The 24,618-nt window shown below is 64.3% G+C and carries 19 protein-coding genes; 7 read left to right on the forward strand and 12 right to left on the reverse strand.

Going from position 1 to position 24,618, the window contains the following annotated elements:
* From RYL44_RS06950 to RYL44_RS06970, 5 genes are all read right to left on the reverse strand, one after another.
* A partial coding sequence (locus RYL44_RS06950) for an iron chelate uptake ABC transporter family permease subunit (RefSeq protein WP_390883809.1) occupies positions 1-944 on the reverse strand: 944 nt, incomplete at its 3' end.
* Positions 945-1,000: 56 nt separating this feature from the next.
* Positions 1,001-2,026, reverse strand: a complete 1,026-nt coding sequence (locus RYL44_RS06955; protein ID WP_314975508.1) for an ABC transporter permease — start codon at positions 2,024-2,026, stop codon at positions 1,001-1,003.
* Between the two features lie 58 nt (positions 2,027-2,084).
* Complete coding sequence (locus tag RYL44_RS06960; protein WP_314975509.1) at positions 2,085-3,092, reverse strand: siderophore ABC transporter substrate-binding protein; 1,008 nt, start codon at positions 3,090-3,092, stop codon at positions 2,085-2,087.
* 473 nt (positions 3,093-3,565) lie between these two features.
* The gene (locus tag RYL44_RS06965; protein ID WP_314975510.1) at positions 3,566-5,647 is read right to left on the reverse strand and encodes an NAD(+) synthase; all 2,082 of its coding nucleotides are present in this window, start codon (positions 5,645-5,647) and stop codon (positions 3,566-3,568) included.
* A gap of 21 nt (positions 5,648-5,668) precedes the next feature.
* Complete coding sequence (locus RYL44_RS06970; RefSeq protein WP_073982413.1) at positions 5,669-6,424, reverse strand: NUDIX hydrolase; 756 nt, start codon at positions 6,422-6,424, stop codon at positions 5,669-5,671.
* 104 nt (positions 6,425-6,528) lie between these two features.
* Between RYL44_RS06970 and RYL44_RS06975 the strand changes: the two genes are divergently transcribed.
* Positions 6,529-7,539, forward strand: a complete 1,011-nt coding sequence (locus RYL44_RS06975; RefSeq protein WP_314975511.1) for an SPFH domain-containing protein — start codon at positions 6,529-6,531, stop codon at positions 7,537-7,539.
* A 2-nt stretch (positions 7,540-7,541) separates the two neighbouring features.
* On the forward strand, positions 7,542-8,447 hold the full coding sequence (locus tag RYL44_RS06980) for an NAD(+)/NADH kinase (RefSeq protein ID WP_314975512.1): 906 nt from the start codon (positions 7,542-7,544) through the stop codon (positions 8,445-8,447).
* A gap of 219 nt (positions 8,448-8,666) precedes the next feature.
* Here RYL44_RS06980 and RYL44_RS06985 read toward each other — a convergent pair whose 3' ends face one another.
* The 4 genes from RYL44_RS06985 to pta form a co-directional block, all read right to left on the reverse strand.
* Positions 8,667-9,422: an NAD-dependent protein deacylase gene (locus RYL44_RS06985; protein WP_314975513.1), complete on the reverse strand. Its 756-nt coding sequence runs from the start codon at positions 9,420-9,422 to the stop codon at positions 8,667-8,669.
* 167 nt (positions 9,423-9,589) lie between these two features.
* On the reverse strand, positions 9,590-10,543 hold the full coding sequence (locus RYL44_RS06990) for a DUF3800 domain-containing protein (RefSeq protein WP_314804072.1): 954 nt from the start codon (positions 10,541-10,543) through the stop codon (positions 9,590-9,592).
* Between the two features lie 202 nt (positions 10,544-10,745).
* A complete protein-coding gene (locus RYL44_RS06995; RefSeq protein WP_314975514.1) occupies positions 10,746-11,945 on the reverse strand; it encodes an acetate/propionate family kinase in 1,200 nt (399 codons plus the stop codon).
* A gap of 98 nt (positions 11,946-12,043) precedes the next feature.
* A complete protein-coding gene (gene pta / locus RYL44_RS07000; protein ID WP_314975515.1) occupies positions 12,044-13,522 on the reverse strand; it encodes a phosphate acetyltransferase in 1,479 nt (492 codons plus the stop codon).
* A gap of 175 nt (positions 13,523-13,697) precedes the next feature.
* Between pta and RYL44_RS07005 the strand changes: the two genes are divergently transcribed.
* From RYL44_RS07005 to pgi, 4 genes are all read left to right on the forward strand, one after another.
* A complete protein-coding gene (locus RYL44_RS07005; protein ID WP_314768110.1) occupies positions 13,698-13,988 on the forward strand; it encodes a DUF3017 domain-containing protein in 291 nt (96 codons plus the stop codon).
* A 168-nt stretch (positions 13,989-14,156) separates the two neighbouring features.
* Positions 14,157-15,488, forward strand: coding sequence for a dicarboxylate/amino acid:cation symporter (locus tag RYL44_RS07010; protein WP_314768112.1), 1,332 nt, complete (start codon positions 14,157-14,159; stop codon positions 15,486-15,488).
* 172 nt (positions 15,489-15,660) lie between these two features.
* Entirely contained in the window at positions 15,661-17,916 is a 2,256-nt protein-coding gene (locus RYL44_RS07015; protein WP_276738433.1) for a 6-phosphofructokinase, read from the forward strand.
* A gap of 154 nt (positions 17,917-18,070) precedes the next feature.
* Positions 18,071-19,750 carry a glucose-6-phosphate isomerase gene (gene pgi, locus RYL44_RS07020; protein ID WP_314804055.1) on the forward strand — a complete coding sequence of 560 codons (1,680 nt, stop codon included), beginning with the start codon at positions 18,071-18,073 and terminating at the stop codon, positions 19,748-19,750.
* Positions 19,751-19,933: 183 nt separating this feature from the next.
* On the opposite strand, the gene RYL44_RS07025 is transcribed toward pgi, so the two are convergent.
* A complete protein-coding gene (locus RYL44_RS07025; RefSeq protein ID WP_314975516.1) occupies positions 19,934-20,965 on the reverse strand; it encodes a cation diffusion facilitator family transporter in 1,032 nt (343 codons plus the stop codon).
* Between the two features lie 201 nt (positions 20,966-21,166).
* Between RYL44_RS07025 and RYL44_RS07030 the strand changes: the two genes are divergently transcribed.
* On the forward strand, positions 21,167-22,156 hold the full coding sequence (locus tag RYL44_RS07030; RefSeq protein WP_314975517.1) for a malate dehydrogenase: 990 nt from the start codon (positions 21,167-21,169) through the stop codon (positions 22,154-22,156).
* A 1,199-nt stretch (positions 22,157-23,355) separates the two neighbouring features.
* Here the strand turns inward: RYL44_RS07030 and RYL44_RS07035 are convergent.
* Entirely contained in the window at positions 23,356-23,868 is a 513-nt protein-coding gene (locus RYL44_RS07035) for a GNAT family N-acetyltransferase (protein WP_276741241.1), read from the reverse strand.
* 304 nt (positions 23,869-24,172) lie between these two features.
* Positions 24,173-24,556, reverse strand: a complete 384-nt coding sequence (locus tag RYL44_RS07040) for a transposase (RefSeq protein ID WP_314975518.1) — start codon at positions 24,554-24,556, stop codon at positions 24,173-24,175.
* Positions 24,557-24,618 lie beyond the last annotated feature (62 nt).

A 24,618-nucleotide genomic window follows, 5' to 3' on the forward strand; every position in this document is an offset into this window, starting at 1 on the left:
ACGACGCCCTGCGTGTTGAACACGTGATTCATGACGAAGTAGGCGCTGGCCAGGATCGCGATGGCCAGGACGACCGACATCGCAAAGATGTAGCGGTGGTCGTGGGTGTCGGAGAACTGGTAGGACAGCGTCGCGACGAGGAACCCGAGGAACGTCATGGGACCCACGAGGGCGGTCGACGTGGCCATGAGGATCGACACGAGGACGAGGACTGCCACCGATGTGCGCCGGTGGTTAAGACCCAGGTTTGTGGCGGTTTCACGGCCCAGAGAGAGGACGGATAGGCGTGTGTTCATGAGGAGGAGGGCGAGTGCCGCCACAGCAACGAGCGGAACGGCAATGGGGTAGTACTCCTTCTGCGCGTTCGCGATCGAGCCGAACAGGCGCGCAGTGAGCACGTCGAATTCGGAGGGTGTGAGCAGGCGCTGCATGAACGTCGAGATGGAGCCGAGGCCCGCCCCCAGCATGACGCCGATGAGGAGCATCGCGTGCATGGAGGCGCGCTGGGAGGTGAGCAGCCACGAGTAGAGCGCGAGCGTGAGGGCGATCATGAGGGCGAGCTGCCCGACAAAGTTTCCGACGGTGGCCGACGCGTTGAGTCCAGCGACGCCCAGGAAGAAGATCGTGGACGTGTGGATCGCCCGGTAGAGGGACTCGAAGCCCAGGATTGAGGGCGTGATGATGCGGTTGTTCGCCACCGTCTGGAAGGCGACCGTGGCCATCCCCTGGCACACGGCCACCAGGGCGATCGCGAGGATTGCGAAAGCGCGCCTGCGGGCGAGCCTCCAGAACACGGGGGTGCCGAATTGCGCCGGGTTCTTCCAGGTGAGCAGCCCGATGCAGGCCAGGAGTGCGATGGCGCACACGACGCTGAAAATGATCCACCAGCGTCGGCGGGCAGCGGGGGAGACGAAGGCCCCGGTGCGCCGCGTCGGAAGCGTGATGGACGAGGCCGTGGCCGGGGAGTGGGAACCGTCAGTTCCCGGAGCATAAACAATGGTCACAGTGTGGTCCCCTTCCTGGCTTGGCGCAGCACGAGCGCGACGAAGACGAATGCCCCGAGGATGCCCAGGATGACGGAGACAGGCATTTCGAAGGGGGAGATGATTGTTCGGGCGAGCAGGTCGGTGACTGTCACCAGGGCGATGCCCGCCAGGCACACCCACGGTAGGTTTGTGCGTAGGTTGTCGCCCATCGACATGGAGACGAGGTTCGGCACGATGAGGCCCAGGAACGGCAGGGAGCCGACGACGACGGTGACGACGCCGGTTGCGACGGCGACTAGGCCTGTCGCGATGAGGATCATGCGGTGGTAGTTGACGCCGAGTGACACGGCGATGTCTTCGCCCAGAGAGACAGCGGTGAGGCGGTCGGCTATGACGAAGACGATTGCGACGACGATTGTGACGATCCAGAGCACCTCGTACTGGCCTTCGTAGACGGAAGTGAAGGATCCCTGGAACCATACGGCGACGCTCTGCATGGTGTTCGTCTCCAGGGCGATGAACGTGGAGATCGCGGAGACGACAGCGCCGAGCATCATGCCCATGATGGGGACGAGCAGCGATGAGCGCAGGGAGACGCGGCGAAGCAGAGCGAAAAAGACCATGGTTCCCGCAAAAGCGAAGACGATGGCGCATGTCATACGCACCAGGATGGGGGCGCCCGGCCAGGCGATCATGATGATGAGCAGGCCCAGGCCCGCCCACTCGGTCGTGCCCGTCGTTGATGGTTCGGCGAAGCGGTTCTGGGTCACCAGCTGCATGACGAGGCCGCTCATCGACATGGCGGCCCCGGACAGGATGAGCGCGATCGTGCGGGGGACTCGCACGGTCAGGAACATGTGCCAGCCGTCGTCCTGGGACAGGATCGAGTACTCGCCGGTGGACAGGGACAGGACCAGGAGGGCCAGGACGGTGAGGGTTGCGAGGGTGAGCGCCAGGGGGCGGCGTTTCGACGAGGCTGGGGTGGTCTCGCGCGTCGTGGCGGCGTCCGTGGGAGGCGCGGTGGCGGGGGAGTGTGTCATAAGAAAAGGGGGTGCGGGTGCCGCCCGCATGGGCGGCACCCGCTTGTGTGTCAGAGGATCACTTCTTCGCGGCTTCGAAGGCGTCTGCGATGGAGTTGAAAATCTCCGTGTAGGTGATGATGGATTCGTTGGTGTAGGTGTCGTTGGGTGCGTAGACCACCTGCTTGTTCTGCAGGGCGGTGACGTTTTGCAGAGCGGCGTTGTCGTTGATGACGGTTTCGGCTGGCGTGTTTGAGCCGTCCTTGGTGATGGCGGAGTCACGGTCGAGAACGAAGATCCACGCCGGGTTAGCTTCGGCGATGGCCTCGACGGAAATGTCGTCGCCGGTGTGCGAGTCGGTCGCGCCCTCAACTTCAAGGGCGGGTTTCAGGCCGAGCAGGTCGAAAACTGGTCCCCAGGTGCGTCCCTTGCCGGGTGCAACGTAGCCGATGTTGCCGCCGGAGACGTCAACCGCCATGACGGTGGAGGAGCCGTCGTAGGCGTTCTTCGCGCGCTCGATCGAGGCGTTGAAGTTGTCGACCAGCTGTTGGGCTTCGGCCTGCTTGCCGAATATCTCACCGAGGTCGGTGACTTCGCGGATGAGTTCCTCATTGAAGGGCTGCCCGTCGCGCGGTTCTAGGTTGATGAGCGGGACGTCGGGGGCCAGCTCTTTGATTTGCGCGTCGAACTTGGAGAAGCGCTGGCCGGAGATGATGAGGTCGGGTTCGGCGGCGACCAGGGCCTCCAGGTTGGGGTCGCGGTGCATGCCCACGTCTGCGATGTCATCGCCGTTGTAGGCGGTGACGGTGGAGGGGATCAGTTGCTTGGGTACGGCGACGAGCGGAACGCCCCACTGCTCGAGTACCTCGAAGGTACGGTTGTCCAGGGAGGCTGCACGGGTCACAGGCAGCTTAATGTCGACGGGGCCGTCGTTCGCGTCGATCGTCACTGACGAGGCTTGGGTGGCCTGCGTGGCGGATGAAGAGGAGGCGGAGGACTGGGAGGAGGTTGTGCCGGAGGTGCATGCAGCCAGCCCGATGGCGGCGATGGCGGCGATGGCGGCCAGGGAGGTGGTCGTACGAGACATCATTTCTCCGTCGTAGGTACTTGCGGTGGGACTGAAATAGGAAAAGCTAGGCTTACCTAACTGTCAAAACTAACCCTACAGAAATTTGGGCTCGCGTGCGTGTGAGTGTGTGCATAGTTTCGCGCCGCCCCGTTGGGGCCCCGTGTCTACGCGTTCGTCGGCGGCCTCTCCCTCGTTGGCCGTGTCTCCCTCCCGCTGGCTGTGGCCGCTTGTTGTCAAGCTCACGCTTTTCATAAATCTCGCACGTAATTTGGCTAGCCTAAGCTATGTTAGCTCATTGAAAAACGGTGTATTTTCAACGTTTTCGGCGTGTGGTCGCGCGACGTCTCGGGGGAATTACGTGCGAAATTGTGAGTGCTGCTGTGAGTAAGCCGAGGGGCGGTGCTCGAATGAGCACCGCCCCGGGAACTAGCTCGGTCAGCCGAGCGTGCGTGAAGTCGGGAGCTAGCTCGGTCAGCCGAGCGAGCGTGAAGTTAGTCGACCAGACCCTTCACGGCCTCGTCGAGCTCTGCGACCCAATCCATCCCCGACGCGTCCGAAGGCATACGCCAATCCCCGCGCGGGGACAGGGAGCCGCCGGCCATGACCTTCGGGCCGTTAGGCAGCGCGCTGCGCTTGAACTGCTGGCTGAAAAAACGCCACAGGAACAGGCGCTCCCACGTGACGATCTCCTTCAGTGAGTACGCGACCTTGTCTTCCTCGGGGAAGCCGACCGGCCAGGAGCCGACAGAGGCGTCCGACCAGGCCTTCTCCGCCAGGAACGCGATCTTCGAGGGGCGCGCGCCGCGGCGCAGCACGTGGTAGAGCGTGAAGTCCTGCAGGTTGTAGGGGCCGATCTTGTCCTGCGTGGACTGCATCTTCTCGCCCGGCTTGGCGGGAACCAGCTCGGGGGAGATCTCCGTGTGCAGGATCGACAGGAGGACCTCGCCGACGCGATCATCAAACTGCTTGGAAGCCACGACCCAGCGGATCAGGTGCTGCATGAGGGTCTTGGGCACGCCCGTATTGACCGCGTAGTGGCTCATCTGGTCGCCCACGCCGTACGTGCACCAGCCCAGCGCCAGCTCGGACAGGTCGCCCGTGCCCAGCACGATGCCGCCCAGGTGATTGGCCAGGCGGAACAGGTAGTCGGTGCGCAGGCCCGCCTGGACATTCTCGAAGGTCACGTCGTAGGTGGCCTCGCCCTCGCCGTAGGGGTGGCCGATGTCGGCCAGCATCTGCGTGGCCGCCGGGCGGATGTCGATCTCCTGGAAGGACGTGCCCAGGTAGCGGCACAGCAGCGTCGCGTTCGTCTTCGTGCGCTCAGATGTGGCAAAACCGGGCAGCGTGTAGCACAGGATGTCCGTGCGTGGCCGGCCCACCAGGTCCATCGCGCGGGAAGCCACGACCAGTGCGTGCGTCGAATCCAGGCCGCCCGACACGCCGATGACGATCTTCGGGTTGCCGATCGCGCGCAGGCGCTGGACCAGGCCCGCGACCTGAATGTTGTAGGCCTCGTAGCAGTCCTGCTCCAGGCGGGTTGGGTCGTTGGGGACGAAGGGGAAGCGGTTGACAGGGCGCTCCAGGCCCAGGTCCGTGCGCGGCGGGTCGAGGGTGAACTCGACCTCCTGTGGAGCCATGCGCTCATCCCCCGCGAAGTAGCGCTGCGCGTTGTCTGTGAAGGAATTCTGGCGCTTGCGCTCGGTGCGCAGGCGTTCCAGGTCCACGTCGGCGATCGTGATGTGCGTGCCCTCCTGGAAGCGCTCGCCGATCGCCAGGCGTTCCCCGGCCTCGTAAATCATGGTTTCGCCGTCCCAGGCGAGGTCTGTGCTGGACTCGCCCATGCCGGCCGCCGTATAGATGTAGGCCGCGCAGCAGCGTGCGGACACTGAGCGCACCATGAGTTCGCGGTCGGCTCCGCGCCCGACCGTGATCGGGGAGGCGGACAGGTTCGCCAGGACGGTCGCGCCTGCCAGAGCCAGCTCTGTCGAAGGGGTGAGGGGCACCCACATGTCCTCGCAAACTTCGATGCCGATCGTTAGGCCTGGCACGTCGTCGGCGGAGATGAGGACCTGGCCGAAGGGGACCCACGCGGGGCCGCCGCTGAATTCTTCGACGCCGCCCCACGGCACTTCGATGCGCTCGCAGGCGCGCGGGGGCATGGTGACGAAGTGGCGCTTCTCGTAGAACTCGCGGTAGTTGGGCAGGTGGGACTTGGGGACGATCGCCAGCACGCGTCCGCGGTGGATGGCGACGGCGCAGTTGTACAGGGCGTTGTCTTTGCGCAGGGGCGCGCCGACGATGAGGAGGGGGAGCAGGTTGGCGCTGGCCTCAACGATGCGCGCGAGGGCCTTCTCGACGTTGTCGAGCAGAACGTCCTGCAGGAAGAGGTCGTCGATGGCGTAGCCGGACACGCTCAGTTCCGGGTAGACGGCGACGGCGACGCCGCGCTCGTCAAGCTCTGTGGCGGCGTCGATGATCTCGCGCGCGTTGTCGAAGGGGCGCGCGGGGTGCACGGGCAGGGTGACGGCGGCGACGCGCGCAAAGCCCTGGTCGTAGAGGGAATGGAAGTTCATGATTCTCCTTTGGTACTGGGCTTATTCTTGCGTACTCGGCGCGCTCGCGCTCTTCGGTGACGAGGCTGGGGCTGGGGCGGCGGGTCGGCGCAGGGGTGGGTCGAGAACGAAGGCGGTTTCGTCGACGCCCGGGGCGAGTCGGTAGAGTGCTGCCGGGCGCCCTGCCCCCTCGCGCACGGTGCCTCCCGTCGGCTCGATGAATGACGCGGTTTTTGTGGCTTTGCGGTGGAAGTTACGCGGGTCGAGGGCCGCCCCCCAGATGGCCTCGTAGGTCGTGCGCAGCTGCGTTATCGTGAACTCGGGCCCGCAGAAGGAGGTGGCCAGGGGGGAGTATTCGATCTTGGAGCGGGCGCGCTCGACGCCGTCCGCGAGGATGCGCGAGTGGTCGAAGGCGAGAGGTGAGTTGGCTGCGAGGAGGGCGTCGACGGGGTGCCAGAGGACTCCCGCAGCGTCGCCGCCCGCGTGAGTGGGGGAGAAAGAGGGGGCGAGGAGGAGGTAGGCGACGGAGAGAACCGGGCCTCGAGGGTCTCTTCCAACGGGTCCGTAGGTGCACAGCTGTTCGAGGTGGCCCGGGGGAGTGATGCCCGTTTCTTCTTCAAGCTCGCGCGCTGCTCCCTCCTCGGTTTGTTCGCCTTCGCGCAGGAAGCCGCCGGGCAGGGCCAGGTGATTTTTGAAGGGGTCGATTCCGCGACGTACGACGAGGGTGTGGAGGGTGTGGTCGATAACGGTGAGGGCGACGATGTCGACCGCGATCGGGATGGTGAGGGGCTTAGTCATGGTGTCAGCATAACTTATTTGCGTCGAGTTGACATTAAATGTGCGGATAGATTATCGTCGTCTTGACATAAACGAGTGGTTCGCCACCCAACCAAGGAGCCATCATGGGAACCCTTCACCACCACCCATTCCTTAGCCGCTACCAGGGCGGAGCCGGAGACCACGTCGTCCAAATCCGCGCCGGACGCGCCATCAGAACCGGCGTCGGACAATCCTTCTGGCTACGAAATGGGCGCTGCGCGCTCGCGGAAATGCCAACCGCCAACCGCGCCCACAGCTTCCTCATCCAAGCCGCCACCGCCGACCAACAAAACATAAACGCCCAAGCCGTCATCACCTACCGCATCGAGGATGCCGAATCTGCCTGCGCGCACTACGACTTCGCGCTCTACCCGCGCGAAGCGGGAACCGACGCCCAAGGCCTATGGCAGATCGACGAGACCGTCACCCGAATCGCCTTCTCCGCCCTGGCCTCGGCGATTGGAGAAATGACGCTCACAAACGCGATTACCGGCTCCCTCGAAAGTATCGGTCGCGTCCTTACCCAAGCCTTCGCAGCAGACGACCAGCTGCGCGCCACCGGCATCGCCATCGTCGACGCGCGCCTGCTCAGCCTACGCCCCGACGAAGGAGTCGAATCCTCCCTGCGCGCCCCGCTCCTCGAACAGCTCCAAGCCGAAGCCGACCGCGCCCTCTACGAACGCCGCGCCCTCGCCGTCGAACGCGAATCCCAGATCTCCGCAAACGAGATGCAATCCAAGCTCGACCTGGCCCGCAAACGCGCCGACCTGGTCGACCAGGAAGGCCACAACGCCAGGCGCGAGGCCGAAGAAAAGGCAGCCGCCGACGCGATCACCGTCGAAGCAGAAGCACGACGCATCGTCGAAAAAGCCAAGGCATTCGAGGTTGACTGGAACACGGCGGGACGCGCCCGGATCGAGACCGATGCCGCCTACATCGAAGCGCTCGCCAAGGCCGGACCCGAAGTAGCGCGAGCCCTCGCGTTCAAAGAAATGGCCAAGAACATGCCCTCCTTCGGCAACATCACCATCACCGCCGACGTGCTCAGCGATCTCGTGGCGGCCTTCACCGGCAAAGCGAAGGCTGGGAAGTAGCCATGCGCCGCCGTGCCGTCATCGTCCGTCGCCCCACCGAGTTCGACGAACTCATGGACCGCTACTCCACCCGCGGCCAAGTCGAATTCATCCTGAGGAGCCGTGGGCGCACCCTCGCCTCCGTCGAGGCCGCCCACGAGTCCCACGTGGCGGCGCTGGCGCGCGTGCGCGCGGGCATTCCGGAGGGGTGGGCGAGCGCCGACGTGGAACGCGACTGCCTGTCGCGTTTCCTCTTCGCCCCCGAAGACGTCATCGTCGTCGTGGGCCCCGACGGCCTGGTCGCCAACGTCGCCAAATACGCTGGCGACCAGGCCGTGATCGGCGTCAATTCGGTTCCCCAGTCCAACGCGGGGGTGCTCGCGCGCTGCACGCCCGACCAGGGGGTTGGAGCTTTGCGCCGCATCGACGAGGGCGGCGACCTGCGCGTGGACCAGCTGACGATGGTGCACGCAGCGGCCGACGACTCGCGCACGCTCACCGCCCTCAACGAGGTCTTCATCGGACACCCGAGCCACCAGAGCGCCCGATACGAACTCTCCCTGGGGTCTCACGTCGAACGCCAATCCTCTTCCGGCGTCGTCGTCTCCACTGGGACGGGGGCGACCGGTTGGGGGGCCTCCCTCAAGCGAGGTCGCGCGATGGGGGACCTGCCCGCCCCGACCTCGCGCTCCCTCGCGTGGTTCGTGCGTGAGGCGTGGCCCTCGCCCTTCACCGGCGTGGACTACACAGAGGGCATCCTGGACGAGGGTGAGGAACTGAGCCTCGTCGTCGGCTCCGAATCCCTCGTGCTTTTTGGCGACGGCATGGAATCCGACCGCCTGACCCTGACGTGGGGCCAAAGCGTGCGCGTCTCGCGCGCCCCGCGCGCCCTCGCCCTCGTGGACCCGGCCGGCCTGGGGGAGGAGTGATCCTGCGGGGCAGCGTAAGGCGTGCATACGTGGATAGGTTACGAACATGCGGATAGGTTATGAAGATGTGGATAGGAAAATAAGCTATCCGGATGTGCACAACCTATCCATATGCGCACAACCTATCCGCATGTGCGCAGGGGAGGGGGCGCCTGCGCGTTGAGGCTGGGGCCCGTGAGCCAATCGCGTGCGCCGCAAGCCCTACGCGGGCACGACGCCCTACGCGGGCACGACGCTCTGGGCACGCAGCTGGTCCATGACGCGGTCGAGTGTCGCGCCCACCGGGTCGCGGACGATCAGATCCGCGTGCGCGTCGGCCGAGGTCGGGGTGGCGTTCATGAGCACCAGGTGGTCTCCGGAGAAGTAGTTGATGAGGCCCGCCGCCGGGTAGACCACGAGGGACGTGCCGGCCACGATCAGCGTGGACGCCCGCGCGATGGCTGACACGGCGGCCTCGATGACGCCCTCGTCCAGGGACTCGCCGTACATGACGATGTCTGGGCGCATCTGCCCTCCGCACGACGGGCACGCGGGCACGGGATCCCCGTCAAGCGTGACGGCATCACTGAGCGCCGCGACGGTCCCGCAGCGCGTGCATACGAGGCGCTCCCAGTTGCCGTGCAGCTCCCACACGGTGCGCGACCCGGCCCGCTGATGCAGGCCGTCAATGTTCTGCGTGACGACCGCGTCTAGCCGACCGGCTGCCTCCAGGGCGGCCAGGGCCCTGTGCGCGCCGTTGGGTTCGACGGGACGGTAGATCTCGTGGAACCACTCCCAGTACGCCTCGGGGTGCTTGGTGAAAAAGTCGATGCTCAGGACCGTCTCAAGGGGAATCTCGCGCTCCTGGAAGTAGAAGCCGTTCGCCCCGCGAAAGTCCGGGATGCCCGACTCGGTCGAGACGCCGGCGCCGCCGAAAAACACGGTGGACGGTGACTGAGCGATCCAATCCGCCAGGGTCGAAACGTCGCTGTTCATGAGGGCCTCCTCGCTCGCGCTACCATCCCAGGATACGCCCGAGGCCGGGGCCCCACGCTGGAACCCCGGCCTCGTGCGAAATAATCCGATCAGGCGAAGGTCAGCGCCTGGCGGGCGATCGCCAGCTCCTGGAGCAAGCCCGCACGCGGCGAATGAGCTGTCGGGCCTCACGTTGCCGGTTTGCCTGTGGTGGGCGCACTTGCGCGTGCATGTACGAGCTGGAGGAGGGAGAGATTCTCGGGAGACATGCCGGTCAGGGAGTCGAGGTGGGGGCGTGCCCTATCGAGAATCCGGATGTGGTGGATATTGTCGATGCTGCGTCGATGGAACTGGAGGGTGGATTCATACGTGAAACCTCCACGAAGATCAGCGAAAAAACTGTCTGCTACCCATCGGTAGGAGCTGTTGAGGACCAGTTGATAGTCGCAGGCGCGGCCAATGAGAGCAGCGATCCAGTCCGCACACTGGATGTTCGTCGAGAGCTCCGAGTCGATATATGCGGGTGCTTCGAGGATCCGCAGCATCTCCTGGTGTTCCTTGATGCGACCGTAGATGTGGGCATAGCTGCGTCTCACCTGGTGAAAGCGCTGCTTCTCGTTGATCATGTCCTGAAAGAGGAGGATGTTCTGGTCCTCGTGTTCGGCATACCTGCAGAGTCGGTTGATCGCCTCGCTCAAACATTCTAGGGTCCTCTCCTCGCGTTTATTTTCCCAGTTGTTGTCGGTGTTCTTGCCCCACACCTGGCCTGGGGAGCCGATGGGTTTTTCGCGTACGAAGTAGAAGAGCTTTCCGCCGTAATTACTCGATATTCGAGCGAGAAGCGAGCGCAGCTCAACTACTTCCTGTCGTCCTGCACGCCCCATTGCGTGCTTGCTCAGGAGGTCAGACCCTTTACGCTCCCATGTAGGAGCGTAGTTTCTGGGATCTTCCTCGCCGTCGCCGCAGAGAAGTGAATAGAACTTCTGCTTGGTTATCGCGACATCTCGAGATAAAGCATGGACATGCTGTTCAGGAACAACAAAGCCGGCATAGCCGAATGCAGGGGATATTTTAAACCTCTTGTGATCCTTTGAAATGAAAGCGCCAGCTTCGCCAACTTCGTCGATGTAAGCGATGAGCATGCTCCTCCTCACTGAGAGACGCAAAAACCCACGGCGCAACGTGTGCGCTCGTGGGTCCGCGGATTGGCACTCTGCGAGGGCTTGCCCGCCGTTACCACTCTTGATCGTAGTCGGTGTGTGGGGGTGAAGTCAATACGCGCGACGGATACGCTCGAGGCCGGGGCCCCACGCGGGAACCCCGGCCTCGTGCGAAACAAACCGATCAGGCGAAGGTCAGCGCCTGGCGGGTGATCGCCAGCTCCTCGTTGGTCGGGAAGACAAACATCTTCACGGTCGAGTCGGGGGCGGAAATGACGCGCGGCTCGCCGGAGCGAACATTGTTCGCCTCCACGTCGATCTTCACGCCGAAGGGAGCGAGAGCCTCGGCCAGCTCGCGGCGCACTGCTGCGTCGTTCTCGCCGATGCCAGCGGTGAAGGTGATGACGTCCAGGCCGCCCAGCTCCGCGGTGTACGAACCCACGTACTTCAGCAGGCGGTTGATGTAGACGTCCATCGCGGTACGGGCGCGCTGCTGAGCCTCAGGCTCGTCATCGTTGTGGATCATGTCCCACACGGAACGCATGTCGGACTCGCCCGTCATGCCCTTCATGCCGGACTTCTTGTTGAACAGGGTGTCAACCTCGTCGACGCTCATGCCGGCCACGCGCTCCAGGTGGAACACGACGGCGGGATCGATGTCGCCGGTGCGGGTGCCCATCATGAGACCCTCGAGGGGGGTCAGGCCCATGGACGTGTCGATCGGCTTGCCGTTCTTGACGGCCGACACGGAGGCGCCGTTACCCAGGTGCAGGACGATCTGCTTCAGGTCGTCGCGACCCTCCAGCTTCGCGATCTCTTGGGAGACGAACTGGTGGGAGGTGCCGTGTGCGCCGTAGCGGCGCACCGAGTACTTCTCGGCGGTCTCGGTCTCCAGTGCGTACAGAGCCGAGCGGTCGGGCAGTTGCTGGAAGAACGCGGTATCGAAGACGGCGACGTGGGGGACGTCGGGCATGAGTTCGCGCGCAACGTCAATGCCCTTGAGGTGGGCGGGGTTGTGCAGGGGAGCCAGCGGGCACAGCTCTTCGATGAGGTTACGGACTTCGTCGGTGATCAGCGCCGGGCCGTCGAAGTAGCGGCCGCCCTGAACGATGCGGTGGCCGACGGCGACGACGTTCGCATCAGCTAGGGACGGTCCTTCGGTGTCGAAGAGGCGCAGCACTTCGCGCATGCCGACGGTGTGGTCGGGGACCGGGAGTTCTTCTTCGGTGACGGCGTCGCCGTACGCGTGCTTGATGAGACCCATCGTGTCGCCGATGCGCTCGACCAGGCCCTTGGCGATGGCGTCGCCGGTGCCGGGATCGACGAGCTGGTACTTGATGGAGGAGGAGCCGGAATTAATGACGAGAACGGAGGACGAGGACACGCGTTCGCCTTTCGTGTTGGAGGGATCAGAAAGATAACTACGAGGCCGGGGTTCGGTTTTACGTCAATAGTAACCGGACCCTGGGACCTGGGTCCCGCTCAGCCCTGGGCTTGAACGGCGGTCAGGGCGACGGTGTTGACGATGTCCTCGACGAGGGCGCCGCGTGAGAGGTCGTTGACGGGCTTGTTGAGGCCCTGCAGGACCGGGCCGACGGCGAGCGCGCCCGAGGAACGCTGGACGGCCTTGTAGCCGATGTTTCCGGCTTCCAGGGAGGGGAAGACGAAGACGGTGGCCTTGCCGGCGACGTCGGAACCCGGCAGCTTCTTGGCTGCGACGGCCGCGTCGACGGCCGCGTCGAACTGGATGGGGCCTTCGATGGCCAGCTCGGGGGCCTTCTCGCGGGCGAGGCGGGTGGCCTCGACGACGACGTCAACGTCCGGGCCGGACCCGGAGGTGCCGGTCGAGTAGGAGAGCATGGCGACGCGCGGGGTGACGCCGAACTGGGCGGCGGTGCGCGCAGAGGTCACGGCGATGTCGGCGAGCTGTTCGGGCGTGGGGTTGGGGTTGACGGCGCAGTCGCCAAACGCCCACACGCGGTCCTTCATCGCCATGAGGAAGATGGAGGAGACGACGGACACGCCGGGGGCGGTCTTGATGATCTGGAAGGAGGGGACGATCGTGTGAGCGGTCGTGTGGGCGGCTCCTGACACCATGCCGTCGGCGTCGCCCATGTGGACCATCATGGTGCCGAAGTAGGACACGTCGGTGACCTTCTCGCGGGCCTGCTCGAGGGTGACGCCCTTCTTGGCGCGCAGGCGCGCGAACTCTTCGGCGTAGCGTTCACGGTAGGTGGGGTCGTCCACCGAGACGACCTGGGCGGCGCTCAGGTCGAGGCCGAGCACGCCGGCGCGCGTGGCGACGTAGTTCGAGTCGCCCACGAAGGTAATGTCGGCGATGCCGGCGGCGAGGACCTGGGCGGCGGCCTGCAGGACGCGGTCGTCGTCGGGTTCGGGCAGGACGATGCGTTTGCGGTCGGCACGGGCGCGCTCTATGAGATCGGCCTGGAAAGCTACTGGAGTGAGCGCGGTGGGGGCGGGGGCCTCGCGCAGCGTGGCGGCGGCTTCCTCGCCGAGGGGCAGGGTCAGGACGGGCAGGTCAACTTCGACCTCGGGGGCACCGCAGGTGAGGACCACGGCGACGACGGTGGCGGCCGAGGCCTCGGCTCGCAGGCGCGCGGTGGCGATCTCTTCGGAGAGTAGCTCGGCGCTGGCGCCCTCGGCGTCGAAGGCGAGGACGACGCCGGCGCGGGTGGAGGCAGCCAGGCTCAGGTTCCAGGCCACGTGATCGAAGGCGCGGTTCGAGGCCTCGCGGGCAGGGGCGATCAACGCGTCGTCTCCGGCGGCGCGCACGGCCTCAACCGCGGCGGGCAGTGCGGCGGCGGGGCGCAGGGCGGCGTCGGCTGGGTTGGTGCCAGTGAGGGCATCAACGGTGGTGAGACCAAGGACGCGGGCCAGCTCTTCGGTGGCGAGGGCTGCAGCCTCTGACGAACCGGGTGCGACGACGATGAAACGGGACACTCGAATACTCCTTTGGGACGAGAACAATATGGTGTGGCCGAAAGCCTTTCGTCCTATCCTAAACCCGCTCGCAGGTATTGTGTATCAATGCGTCAGGGCGGGGGTGGCGCTGGAAAAGTGCTGCGGGGACGGACTATTAGCTGATTGTGTCCGATCGTACGCTAGGGTAGGAGGCGTGGATGACGAGGAGAGGACCCTGCGTGCGCGACTGGGCGCGTGGCTTGGCGGCACCCTGAGCGCGGGGGGAGTCCTCGGCGTCATCGCGCTGGCTGTGACGGATCACAGGCATCGGGCGGTCATGCTGTTGGTCGCGGTCCTCGTGGGCATGGGAGTTGTGCGCATGTGGACGCCCGGACGTCCCTGGTTCGCGTCTCGAGGCCGCGTTGCGGACACGGTCATCTACGTGATTCTCGCCGCGATTATCTGGTATCTAGCTCCCTTCGTATCGACTATGGCAGTGCACTGAACCTTGAAGAATCGTTTAGGTTCCAAGGGGAAAATGGTCTCACAGTGCGGTACGTGTCCGTCGCGTTGATAGTGGTGGATGTCCCGAATGGTGGTTTCGGATTCAAGAATTCGTAAAGGTCATGCATTCTATGAGTGACCCATCGTCCCTATTGTCAAGGTGAAACACATGCGCGCGTTCCTGCGTAAGTCCGGAATCCTCGTGTGGGTGATCGCTGCGATCATCCTAGCGACCGCCCTCGGATCGATCCGAATCGGCGGAGACCACCTGGTCCCCGTGGAGATCGGTCGTATCTTCGCGACGTTCTCGGCTATCTTCAGCCAGTTCCTGTCCTTTTCTATTCCGCTCATCATTGTCGGCCTGGTGACTCCCGCGATCGCTGATCTCGGGCGCGGCGCCGGAAAGTGGCTGGGTATTACAACGGCCATCGCCTACGGGTCGACGCTCTTCTCAGGCTTCCTGACGTTCCTGGTGTGCGCCTCCCTGTTCCCGCGGCTCCTCGCCTCCACCCAGCTGGCATCGGTGAGTGAACCCGGCAGCGCGCTCGAGTCATACTTCACGATCGAGATGCCCGCTCCCCTGCAGGTCATGACGGCGCTGCTGCTCTCCTTCGTGGTTGGCCTGGGCCTGTCGATGGTTCCGCGCGGCGTGCTGCGTAAGGGGTTCATCGAGTTCCGCGCGATCATTACGCGCCTCATTGAGACGATCATCATCCCGCTGCTGCCCCTGCATATTTTCGGTATTTTCCTGAACCTGACGTACACGGGCGAGGCCGCCTCCGTTATTCGTACGCTGCTGCGCGTCGTGGTCGTCGTCCTGGTCCTTGAGGTCGTCATCCTGGCCACCCAGTTCTGCTTCGCGGGCGCGATTGCTCGCCGCAACCCCATCAAGGCTCTGCTGACCATGATGCCCGCCTACCTGACGGCGCTGGGCACCTCGTCCTCGGCTGCGACCATTCCGGTGACGCTGCGCCAGACCAAGAAGAACGGCGTCTCTGACGCGGTTGCTTCCTTCACCATCCCGCTGTGTGCGACGATCCACCTGGCCGGCTCGACGTCCAAGATTTTCTCGTTCGCCTTCGCGATTGTTTTGACCCAGGGCCTGTCCGTCTCCACCCTGCAATGGGTCGGCTTCATCTTCATGCTCGGTATCACGATGGTCGCAGCCCCCGGCGTCCCCGGCGGCGCCATCATGGCGGCCACGGGCCTGCTCAGCTCCATGCTGGGCTTCGACGATGCTCAGGTTGCTCTCATGATCGCCACCTACATCGCGCTGGATTCCTTCGGTACGGCCACGAACGTGACGGGCGACGGTGCGATCGCGCTCGTCGTGGACCGTATGGCACACGGGTCGATCGGCAATGAAGGAGACCCGGAAAACGCCCGAGAGCTGGCCTTTGATGGCATGGCGTACCTGGATCGTGTCTCGGTTGAGGGTGTCGTGAGCCCCGAGGAACTCGCTGATTCCGCTGCCCGTAACGGCACGGAAGCGACAGCGTAAGGTTTCGTTCGTCGGTTTCGTGCGCGTCCGCCGCTCTCGGCGGGCGCGCACGTCTCGTTTGTCGAGCAATGGGAGTTAGGCCCTAGTGGTTGGAGGCCCAGGTCACGTAGAATGGGGGACGATAGGCACACCGGGCTTTCCGGCCCCTCCATCAATGAAAGCTGGCAGAAATATGAGCACAGTTCGTATCGGTGTCCTGACCTCGGGCGGCGATGCCCAGGGCATGAACGCGACCGTCCGCGCAGTGGTGCGCACGGCCCTGGCGAGGGGGGCGCAGCCCTATGCGATCCTTGAGGGCTGGCAGGGGGCGTGCGACGGGGGCGATTCCATCAAGAAGCTGGAGTGGTCGGACGTGTCCTCGATCCTTGCAGAAGGCGGCACGGTCATCGGCACGGCTCGCTGCGCCGAATTCCGCACGTACGAGGGGCGTCACCGCGCAGCCGCGAACCTGCTGGAGCGCGGCATCGACCACCTGGTTGTCATCGGAGGTGACGGCTCTTTGTCGGGTACGAACGAGTTCCGCCGCGAATGGTCCCAGCACCTGGCCGAACTCGTTGCGGAGGGCGCTATCACGCAGGAGTTCGCTGATGCCCACCCGTCCCTGATCATTGTCGGCCTGGTTGGTTCGATTGATAACGACATGGTGGGCACGGATATGACGATCGGCGCGGATACCGCCCTGCACCGCATCCTGGATGCGATCGATCAGCTGACCAGTACCGCTGCTTCTCACCAACGCACCTTCGTCGTCGAGGTCATGGGACGTCATTGCGGCTACCTGCCTCTCATGGCGGCCGTCGCAGGTGGCGCGGACTATGTCTTTACCCCCGAGGATCCGGTGGGGCAGGGGTGGCAGGATGATCTGGCCGAGCACCTGCGCCTGGGGCGTGCGGCCGGACGTCGTGAGTCCATCGTCCTGGTTGCGGAAGGCGCACACGATCGCGAGGGCAACGAGCTGTCGACTCAGCTGATCGCTGACACGATCCAGGAGCGCACGGGTGAGGATGCCCGCGTGACGATCCTGGGCCACGTGCAGCGCGGCGGGACGCCGTCTGCCTACGACCGTTGGATGTCGACCCTGTTGGGTTATGCGGCGGTCCAGGAGATCCTGGCGTCCACAGGCGAGGACGAACCCATGATCCTGGGCGTTCGTCGCAACCGCATCACTCGCGTCCCCCTCATGAAGGCTGTACGCGACACTCGAGCTGTCAAGGACTACATTGCCGCCGGCGACTACGAAGCCGCCCAGGCATCGCGCGGCTCGTCTTTCTCTTCGATGGTTGGTATCTACCACCTGCTCTCAACGCCTCCCCAGTTGATCCCTGAACCAACGGGTGACGTCAAGCGTGTCGCAATTCTGCATGCGGGCGGTTTGGCCCCCGGCATGAACACGGCTGCTCGTGTTGCCGTGCGTCTGGGTATTGCGCGGGGCTGGACGATGCTGGGCGTCGATGGCTCGTGGAGCGGCCTGGCCGATGATCGCGTGCGCGAACTGAGTTGGTCGGACGTCGAAGGTTGGGCGTTCAAGGGCGGTGCCGAGCTGGGTACGAAACGTGATGTTCCGCCGGTCGAGCAGTTCTACGCACTGGGCCGGGCGATTGAACGTAATGAGATCGATGCGCTCTTCGTTATCGGGGGCATGAACGCCTACTTGGGCGTGTATGCGATCCAGGCGGAGAAAGACCGCTACCCGGCGTTCCGTATCCCGATGCTGCTCATTCCCGCGTCGATTGATAACAACCTGCCGGGATGCGAGCTCGCGATCGGTACCGACACGGCGATCAACAACGCTACGTGGGCGATCGACCGCATCAAGGAGAGCGCAGCCGCGTCCAAGCGTTGTTTCATCGCTGAGACGATGGGGCGGCGCTGCGGTTACCTGACGTTCATGAGCGCCCTTGCCAGCGGTGCCGAGTACATGTACATCAACGAGGAGTCCCCTTCCCTCCAGCAGATCGCCGCTGATGCAGAGCGTATGGTGAGTTCCTTCAAGTCGGGTCGACGTCTGTTCCTGACGCTGGTCAACGAGTCGGCATCCCAGTATTATGATCGCGATTTCTTGGCCGATGTGTTCAACGCCGAGTCCGAGGGTATCTACGACGTGCGTCACCAGGCCCTCGGCCACATGCAGCAGGGTGGATCGCCGTCGCCCTACGACCGTCTGCTTGCCACGCGCCTGATGGCCCGCGCGTTTGATCAGCTCGTGGCCCAGTTTGAGTGCGGGGATCCGCGCGCCTATTACATTGGGCAGGTAGGCTCCGCCGTTGAGGCTCGCCCTGTCAAGCACATGTTTGACGACCTGGACATTGATAATCGCCGCCCCTTCGCCCAGTGGTGGCTTGATCTCGTCCCCGTCCAGCGTATTGTCTCCCTGCAGAACCCGGGTATTGAGGCGGCCCCCATCCCCATCGACGACCTCGTCGAGTAACAGGTCGGCGCTGGTTTCCCAGTGATTACGAGGCCGTGGTTCCCTGAGCGTTCATGGGACCACGGCCTCGTTTGTTGTTGGGGCGACCAGTGTGACCTGGCGCGTTTGGCCCGCTAGACTGGTGTTACATCTCTTTCTACTGTCAGGAGCACCCATGAGTGATATCCCCGTGATCGACCCGACGATGACCCCCGCGTGGGACAAGCTCGACCAGCTGGCCGACAATTTTGAACCGGATCTACGCAAGATGTTCGCGGATGATCCGGAGCGTACGAAGACCTTCACGTTCCAGGCCGCCGACCTGCATGTCGACCTGTCGAAGAACCTCGTGTGCCCGACCCTGGTGGGTCACCTCCTTGCGCTCGCCGAGCAGACGGGGGTCCTGGATCTGCGCGACCGCATGTTCGCCGGCGAGCACATTAACGTCACTGAGGACCGCGCTGTCCTGCATACCGCACTGCGCCGCCCTGTGACCGACTCCCTGACGGTCGACGGCAAGGACGCGGTCGCCGACGTGCATGCTGTGCTGGACAAGATTTACGCTTTCGCTCGCCGCGTCCGTTCTGGCGAGTGGGTGGGCATCACCGGTAAGCCCGTTAAGACGGTCGTCAACGTCGGCATCGGCGGCTCCGACCTGGGTCCCGTCATGGCGTACGAGGCCCTCAAGCCCTACGTGCAGGAGGGCTTGGAGTGCCGCTTTATCTCTAACATTGATCCCACCGACGCGGGCGAGACCACGAAGGACCTGGACCCCGAGACGACCCTCGTGATCGTGGCGTCCAAGACGTTCACGACGCTCGAGACCATCACGAATGCGAAGGTTGTGCGCGCGTGGCTGCTCGATGGTCTGCGTGAGCGCGGCATCGTCACTGACGAGGCCTCGGAGAAGGAGGCGATCGCTAAGCACTTCGTCGCCGTGTCCACAGCCCTGGATAAGGTCGCTGACTTCGGCATCGACCCGGGTAACGCCTTCGGCTTCTGGAGCTGGGTGGGTGGCCGCTACTCCGTGGATTCCGCTGTCGGTACCTCCCTGGCCGTCGCGATTGGCCCCGAGGGCTTCGCTGACTTCCTCGCAGGCTTCCACGCGATGGACCGCCATTTCGTCGAGACGGAGCCCGAGAAGAACGTGCCCCTGCTCATGGGCCTTCTCAACGTGTGGTACTCGAACTTCCTGGGCGCCGACACGCACGCTGTCCTGCCCTACTCCCAGTACCTGCATCGCTTCCCCGCGTACCTGCAGCAGCTGACCATGGAGTCCAACGGCAAGTCCGTGCGCCGCGACGGCAGCCCCGTCACCTACGAGACCGGCGAGGTCTTCTGGGGTGAGCCCGGCACCAACGGCCAGCACGCCTTCTACCAGCTGATCCACCAGGGCACCCGCATGGTCCCCGCCGACTTCATCGCGTTTGCGAACCCGACATGGGCGCTGGGCGACGGCGACGCCGACATGCACGAGCTGTTCCTGTCGAACTTCTTCGCGCAGACCAAGGCCCTGGCCTTTGGCAAGACCAGCGAGGAGGTGCGCGCCGAGGGCACGCCCGAGGCCATCGTCTCCGCCCGCGTGTTCACCGGCAACCGTCCCACGACGTCGATTATGGCCCCCGCCTTGACCCCGTCGGTCCTGGGCCAGCTGATCGCCCTGTACGAGCACATCACCTTCGTCGAGGGTGCCGTGTGGGGCATTGATTCCTTCGACCAGTGGGGTGTTGAGCTGGGCAAGGTCCTGGCCAAGCAGATCCTCCCCGCCATCGAGGGTTCGTCCGAGGCTCTGGACGCGCAGGATCAGTCGACCCGCGCTCTCATCGAGTACTACCGCGCGAATCGCACGAAGTAATCGCTTCTGAGCCTCGTTCGGGGGCCGCGCCAGCTGGCGCGGCCCCCGACGTGTTTATGGGGCGTCTGTAATGCCTGCGTGTCCTCACAGTGCGTGGATATGACTTGGCGCGCCTCATCGGGCCAGATGCCAGGTAGGGGTGCTTGGAGTATGGGTGTTCGCGTGTTATGCGCTGACGATGCCTTAGTGTGCCAAGTGTTCGTGGCTCGCGTGCTCGGGGCACTCGAGCTGGAAGGTAGAGTGCGCGATGGGGAAGTGGTGGCACGCGCATTCGCCGAGCTCGTGGACGATGCGGTCGCGGTGGGGGCCGTCGGCCTCGTGCGTGACGGTCACGTGCGCGGTGACGGTCACGAGGTGGGAGGAGACGGCTACCACGTGCAGGTCGTGCACGCCCAGCACGCCGTCGACGTCCATCATGTGCGTGCGCAGCTCACCCACGTCCACGCTGGCGGGCGCTTGCTCCATGAGGATTGCGACAGAGCGGCGCAGGAGCGTGAGAGCGCGCGGCGCCATGAGGATAGCGATCAAGAGGGATGCGACGGCGTCAGCGCGGCCCCACCCGAACGCCCACTCAGCGCCGGCCGCGACGATCACCGCGACGGAACCGAGTGCGTCGTTGGCGACCTCCAGGAAAGCGGCGCGCATGTTGAGGTTCGCGTCGCGCCCGCCCGCCAGAATCAGCAGGGAGACGGCGTTCGCAACGAGGCCGAGAACGCCGACAAGGAGCATAGGGCCAGCCTCGACCTCAGGCGGGGAGGCGAGGCGCCACGCCCCCTCCCACGCGACCATCACGCTGATAATGAGGAGCATGCCGGCCTGCAGGGCGGCGGCCAAGACCTCGGAGCGCGCCCACCCCCACGTGCGTTTGTCGTCGCGCGGGCGTCGCGTCAGGTGGGCAGCGACCAGCGCAATGACCAGGCCGGATGCGTCCACGACCATGTGGCCAGCGTCCGCCGCTAACGACAGGGATCCCGACCAGAAGGCGCCGATCAGCTCGGCGACGACGACCGCCCCCGTGACCGCGAGCGCCCAGGCCAGTCGTTTTGTTGACGCCGACGCATGAGAATGATCGTGCGAGTGGCCGCCCTGCCCGCCATCCGGGAAGCGCGCGTGATCGCGGGAGTGCGCCACGGCCTCGTCAATATGGGACGAGGCAGGGGCTGGTTGCCCCTTTACGACGCTGTCGGGCGGGAGCGAGGAATGCGTGTATGACATGCAATCATTCTACGACCTGGGTTCCCCGAAGGACAGCCCCGACCACGACCTCGTATGTCCTAGATCACGCGAGTGGTGGGTGCTGTTGGGACTGGATGCCCGGGTCGCACTGTGACGGACAACGTATCCTAGGATGCAGAGCGCGGGGATCCCCGCGACTGCACGGGCACACGCCCAAAGGACTGTAAAGGAGCGCCACTTATGGCAGAACCTCGTATCGTCACCGTCACTGGCGCAGCCGGCAATATCGGCTACGCCCTCCTGTTCCGCATTGCTTCCGGCCAGCTGTTCGGCCCGGACGTGCCTGTCAAGCTGAACTTGCTCGAGATCCCCCAGGCCGTCAAGGCCGCCGAGGGCACCGCCATGGAACTCGACGACTGTGCGTTCCCGACCCTGGCCGGCGTCGAGATTTTCGACGACGTGAACCGTGCGTTCCAGGGCACCAACGTCGCCTACCTGGTGGGCGCCATGCCGCGCCGCGCGGGCATGGAGCGCGCCGACCTGCTCGAGGCCAACGCGGGCATCTTCGGCCCCCAGGGCAAGGCCATCAACGACGGCGCCGCCGACGACGTGCGCGTCCTCGTCGTGGGCAACCCCGCGAACACCAACGCCACCATCGCCCAGAACGCTGCGCCGGACGTCCCCGCGTCGCGCTTCACCGCGATGATGCGCCTCGACCACAACCGTGCGATCGCGCAGCTGGCTCACAAGACCGGTGCCGCGAACGCTGACATTAAGGACGTCGTCGTGTGGGGTAACCACTCGGCTGACCAGTACCCGGACGTTTCCTTCGCGAAGGTCGCCGGCAAGCCCGCGGCTGAGCTGGTGGACGAAGAGTGGCTCTCCAACTACTACCGTCCCACCGTCGCCAAGCGTGGCGCCGCCATCATCGAGGCGCGCGGCGCTTCCTCTGCCGCCTCTGCCGCGAACGCCGCGATCGACCACATGTACTCCTGGATCCACGGCACCCCCGAGGGTGAGTGGGTCACCGCCGGTGTCATGTCCGACGGCACCCACTACGGTGTCCCCGCCGGCCTGAACTTCGGCTTCCCGGTCACCTCCGACGGTGGCGAATGGCAGGTCGTCGACGGCCTCGAGATTTCCGATGCGACCCGCGCAGGAATCGACCATAACATCAAGGCCCTGCAGGAAGAGTACGACGCCGTCAAGGCGCTCGGCTTCATCAAGTGAGGCGACCGCCCTCGTGGCGGTTGGTGGGATTGGGCGCGCGCCCCGCGGTGGGCCGGGGCGCGCCCCCGGGGATGCGGGGGGGGTGCGCAGTTGCGGTGGCCAGCGCAGGGGCATTTCCGTTGGGGGTGTTGGCGCGCGCGCGGGGGGGGGGGCGCCCCCGCGCCCGCGTGTATGCGGGTGTGGTGCGCTGTGGCGTGGCCGAGCTCTGGCGCTTTCCGTTGGCTGTTGTGCGCGGAGGTGGCGTGTTCCTGGCGTGGGGGGAGCCTCGGCAATGACGCATGCGGCGCAGGATAGCTGTGTGGGCGTCTGGTCTGTGCGCGTGAAACGTGTGTCGCCGATAGTGGGGGCTTGTGAAACATCCGTGAAACTAACGTGTGTGGGCGTGGGCATCTGACGTGGCGCATGGGTGGGGCAGGCTGGCCTACGACTCAAGAGTGCGCCCTGGGGCGTGGATGCTCGTCCTGTCGAATGAAGCGCGGGTCTGAATGGGGCAACGACGAAGGCACTGCACTAGTTGGGGAGCATTACACCACCTCCGAACTGGTGTAATACCCCGCTCAGTGGTGTAACGCCACTGAGAAACAAGCTCGATTGCGGTTCAATGTCCTCCATGCCTCGGTGAGTGGTTTGATGAGTGGCCTCGCGCCGGTCAAAGGGTGCGTAGTGTTTGATTGCGATCAGTCTGATTACCGGGGGCAGGGTGTGTGGGCAGATGGGCGTGGGCGACGGGGTGTTCAGCGGGTTCATGCGCCAAATTGCAGACCCATCAATCAAATTTCTTCGAAATCCGGCTGTTTTCGCCCAATGGGTCTGCGCTTTGGCCGATTGGCGGGTGTGCCGTGATTGTTGGGCGTTGGAGGGGTGCTTGTTGCACGGGAGAGCAGCCTCGGGCGCCGCGCCGGTGCCCCGGTGTGCGGCACCGGAATTAGTCGCGGTGTCTACGCGCCAGCGATACGCCTCCGCGACAGAGCTTGTTGCCGATGGGGTCGTGCACCCCATCGGCAACATTGCACCCGATCAGAGCGGGTGCAACGCTCCCCAACGGGTTCAGCTCCAGAATAGTTGCATGCAATTCCCCCGACGGAACTTCCAGTTGTGGAGCTGAAACGTTGAAATCATGCGGTTTCTGAGGTGTTGTCGATCCGTGTCCGCGGGGAATTGCATGCGAAAATGTGGGTGTGTCTGCGACGCGGTGGGTGTTACGACCGCGACGTACCTCCGTTGCGTTGCGGCTCCTTGATCCAGTCATAGGCGACGCGCTCCGTGCCGTTAGCGACGATGATCGTGCCGCACTCGCGGAATCCGAACGATTCGAGCGCGCGGCGCATCGGCGCGTTATCTTCGTGGGTGTCGCAGCGCAGGTAATCGGAGCGGGCGGCCGCGAAGCTGAAGATCGCCCGAGCGACACCGTGCCCGCGCACCGCAGCCACGCGGTGGATGACGTGGTAGTTGGCCTCGGAATGCCATGCGCCGTCGATCTGGGTGTAAGTTTCGTCTGGCCCGGGAGCGAAAGAGAAGACGGCGAGGGGCCCCTCGTCGTCGGACACAAGGAAGCAGTGTTCGCATGCGATGTCTTCCTCAGCGTCAATCCGGCCCGGGTATCCGCCGGGCCACTGAGTCGCATTCCCATTCGCCTGCATGAACGCGCGGGCATGCTCATACACCCCCTCGATAAACTCGAAGTCGTCAGGAGAAGCAATTTGAATCTGCATGTCGCAATTATAGGAGGGTCGGTAGTGCGTTATTGACCACGCCCGAGGTCTCTATCCGGCCGACGTGGGCTATGTATTCTGTCGCGCCGACGTGCTGTATCTTCGCGCTCATGTTTGAGAGGGGAATCGTGTTCTACTGTCTGAAGTTTTTATATCGAGGTATTTTGACTAGAATAACTATTCTAGACCGCAGTCATATATATTGCATATATGCGCTATTCGCCTGTTGCTTCAGGGTGAAATGGGATGCTCTCTCAAAGTGTCATTAATTGTGTCGAACTCCAGGTTGAATATTGTGTTGATGTTATGTTTGTTTCCTAAATTGCCGGCTCTTCAGAGTTGAGTGTGGGTGGAGGCGTCTAGGCCTCCTGCGATGAGGAGCATTCGGAGTTGGTCGTTGGTGGGGTTGCGGTAGCCTCTGGCGGTGCGTCTGCCCAGCTCGATAATGTCCGTTGATGGCTTCTGTTGGGCCGTTGCTGGCTCCTTCGGTGTCGAAGTAGGCGTCGAGTGCGTCCTTCCACTTGCGTAGGGTCCGGCCTAGTCGGGCGATTTCGGGGATGGGGCAGGCTGGTAGGCGCTGGGTGAGGTGTGCGGCCAGGCGTTGGCCTTGGGCGGGTGTGTCTTGGTGGAAGACGTCTCGCACTTGCCCGGTGAAGGTAGGCGACTTCGACACTGATATGCGCCTCATCTGCCGTTAAGGGGCTCTTCAGAGTTGAGTGTGGGTGGAGGCGTCTAGGCCTCCTGCGATGA

The sequence above is a fragment of the Actinomyces bouchesdurhonensis genome (genome assembly GCF_963540955.1).
Taxonomy (GTDB): Bacteria; Actinomycetota; Actinomycetes; order Actinomycetales; family Actinomycetaceae; genus Pauljensenia; species Pauljensenia bouchesdurhonensis.

Coding starts and splice junctions, on each gene's coding strand:
- RYL44_RS06990 (WP_314804072.1), bottom strand. CDS start 10,543: ATGCTCATCGCTTACATCGACGAAGTTGGCGAAGCTGGCGCTTTCATT.
- RYL44_RS07010 (WP_314768112.1), top strand. CDS start 14,157: ATGCGCGCGTTCCTGCGTAAGTCCGGAATCCTCGTGTGGGTGATCGCT.
- RYL44_RS07025 (WP_314975516.1), bottom strand. CDS start 20,965: ATGTCATACACGCATTCCTCGCTCCCGCCCGACAGCGTCGTAAAGGGG.
- RYL44_RS07040 (WP_314975518.1), bottom strand. CDS start 24,556: ATGAGGCGCATATCAGTGTCGAAGTCGCCTACCTTCACCGGGCAAGTG.
- pgi (WP_314804055.1), top strand. CDS start 18,071: ATGAGTGATATCCCCGTGATCGACCCGACGATGACCCCCGCGTGGGAC.
- RYL44_RS06960 (WP_314975509.1), bottom strand. CDS start 3,092: ATGTCTCGTACGACCACCTCCCTGGCCGCCATCGCCGCCATCGCCGCC.
- RYL44_RS06980 (WP_314975512.1), top strand. CDS start 7,542: ATGCGCCGCCGTGCCGTCATCGTCCGTCGCCCCACCGAGTTCGACGAA.
- RYL44_RS07035 (WP_276741241.1), bottom strand. CDS start 23,868: ATGCAGATTCAAATTGCTTCTCCTGACGACTTCGAGTTTATCGAGGGG.
- RYL44_RS07015 (WP_276738433.1), top strand. CDS start 15,661: ATGAGCACAGTTCGTATCGGTGTCCTGACCTCGGGCGGCGATGCCCAG.
- RYL44_RS06975 (WP_314975511.1), top strand. CDS start 6,529: ATGGGAACCCTTCACCACCACCCATTCCTTAGCCGCTACCAGGGCGGA.
- RYL44_RS06970 (WP_073982413.1), bottom strand. CDS start 6,424: ATGACTAAGCCCCTCACCATCCCGATCGCGGTCGACATCGTCGCCCTC.
- RYL44_RS07030 (WP_314975517.1), top strand. CDS start 21,167: ATGGCAGAACCTCGTATCGTCACCGTCACTGGCGCAGCCGGCAATATC.
- RYL44_RS06965 (WP_314975510.1), bottom strand. CDS start 5,647: ATGAACTTCCATTCCCTCTACGACCAGGGCTTTGCGCGCGTCGCCGCC.
- RYL44_RS06955 (WP_314975508.1), bottom strand. CDS start 2,026: ATGACACACTCCCCCGCCACCGCGCCTCCCACGGACGCCGCCACGACG.
- RYL44_RS06985 (WP_314975513.1), bottom strand. CDS start 9,422: ATGAACAGCGACGTTTCGACCCTGGCGGATTGGATCGCTCAGTCACCG.